Genomic DNA, 1447 nt, shown 5'->3' with positions numbered 1-1447 from the left:
CGTATCAGCAGCGCCATCAATCAGGGTGTAGGGCGCTTGTTGATGGGTTTTGGTTTGCTGATCCTCTGCGATAGTTTCTAACTGGGTCTTAATCGCTTTATGGTCATTGACCTGACGTCCCAGTCCCGTTGCCAATTGCGTTAAGCGTTCAGCCAGATGTTGACCACCGAGTGCCGTTTGAGTGAGAGTCGGGGTGTGCTGTTGATAGTTGTGTTGCTCAGATTGTGCATGAGTTTGCGGCTGAGTCGTGATGACGAGTGCTTCGCCAGACTTGATATTGATTTGTGCACTGGTATTGGCATTGATACCTTGACGTTTACTACTGGCATCATCGCTTGCAGCATTGATAATTCCCATCTTTAGCGTGGCAGCAACTTGACCATCATCGACGTTCAGCTGTGAGTACGCTTGCTCCGCTCTATGATCGGTAATCCACTCTGATAGACCGTTGCCCGTGTTGCGATAGCCACTCTCAACGGCTTGTTCATCGACAGTCTCAAATAGGCTAGGATGGGTTATTCAGTGGATTTAATAATTAGTTGCTGAAGAGCTTACTTTTAAGCTCATTCTTGGCAGCTTCAAAGTTCTCACTATTACAAGCTTCATTCAATATTTTATTGGAGGGAATACTAGACCAACCAGCTTTATAGTCAAACTTATACGCTTCGTAATTACCTTCGTCTGAAAAACAACAAGCATAATATCCAACCAAAGCTTTACATTCTTTTCCTGATATTTTTGCATCGATTATATTTAGGTTTGGTGTACCAAGAATCTCCGCAGAAAAATAATCAAGTCTCTTATCGTTACTAGGCATAACCTCATAAATAATATCTACACCGTCCAAATTTAGATCGTCATAGCTAGATTTTCCATTGTTGTAACTTAGTGAAGGCGTTGTAGGAATATAAGTCACTAGTGCATCTAGTCGGGTAGGAATATTAGCCTCTTTAGAGTACAAGGTTCTAGCTTTATCATCAAAAGAAGCTATGAATTTATTGTTCTTTAATATAAAGATATGTTCAGGATTCTCATCATTAGATAGTATGGTAAATCCTTTAGTCTCATATTTTGTATAATTATCTGAGAATATATCGCTATTTTTAATTTTGCTATCAAAGTCCTTAATATCTTTAGTTGTAAACCCATATCTTTCTAAATCACTTTTATCAATATATTCTATTATTGATACTTTTTTAGGTTCAGTTATGTCTGAGTTATAACTACAAGATGATAGAAAAGCAATAACAATAGGTATTAATAAATACTTAATTTTCATGGGTGGGCTGTCCTTATATCTTAATTACTGGCTATAACATTGATTTCCTACGTCTTTCCAAGCTTCTTCAAAAGTATCATAATTGTCCCAGTTCATATAATCTAAGCATCTTCTTACACCTGGCATAGAGCTCAGTTCTTGGTATTTTAACCTTTCGCCAGTAGCCTT

The 1447-nt window shown here is 38.1% G+C and carries 2 protein-coding genes; both read right to left on the bottom strand.

The genetic code is table 11. From position 1 onward, the window contains the following. On the bottom strand, window positions 1-519 hold a 519-nt coding region (locus tag ACT3SX_RS15055; protein ID WP_192520873.1), incomplete at its 3' end, for a type VI secretion system Vgr family protein. A gap of 16 nt (window positions 520-535) precedes the next feature. Then, on the bottom strand, window positions 536-1279 hold the full coding sequence (locus tag ACT3SX_RS15050) for a hypothetical protein (protein WP_192520868.1): 744 nt from the start codon (window positions 1277-1279) through the stop codon (window positions 536-538). Window positions 1280-1447: the final 168 nt, after the last annotated feature.

Origin of the sequence: Psychrobacter sp. AOP31-B2-9 (assembly GCF_052378005.1) — a bacterium.
In the GTDB taxonomy this organism is placed as follows: Bacteria; Pseudomonadota; Gammaproteobacteria; order Pseudomonadales; family Moraxellaceae; genus Psychrobacter.
This window is presented reverse-complemented; position numbering and strand designations above follow the sequence as displayed.

Coding starts and splice junctions, on each gene's coding strand:
- ACT3SX_RS15050 (WP_192520868.1), bottom strand. CDS start 1,279: ATGAAAATTAAGTATTTATTAATACCTATTGTTATTGCTTTTCTATCA.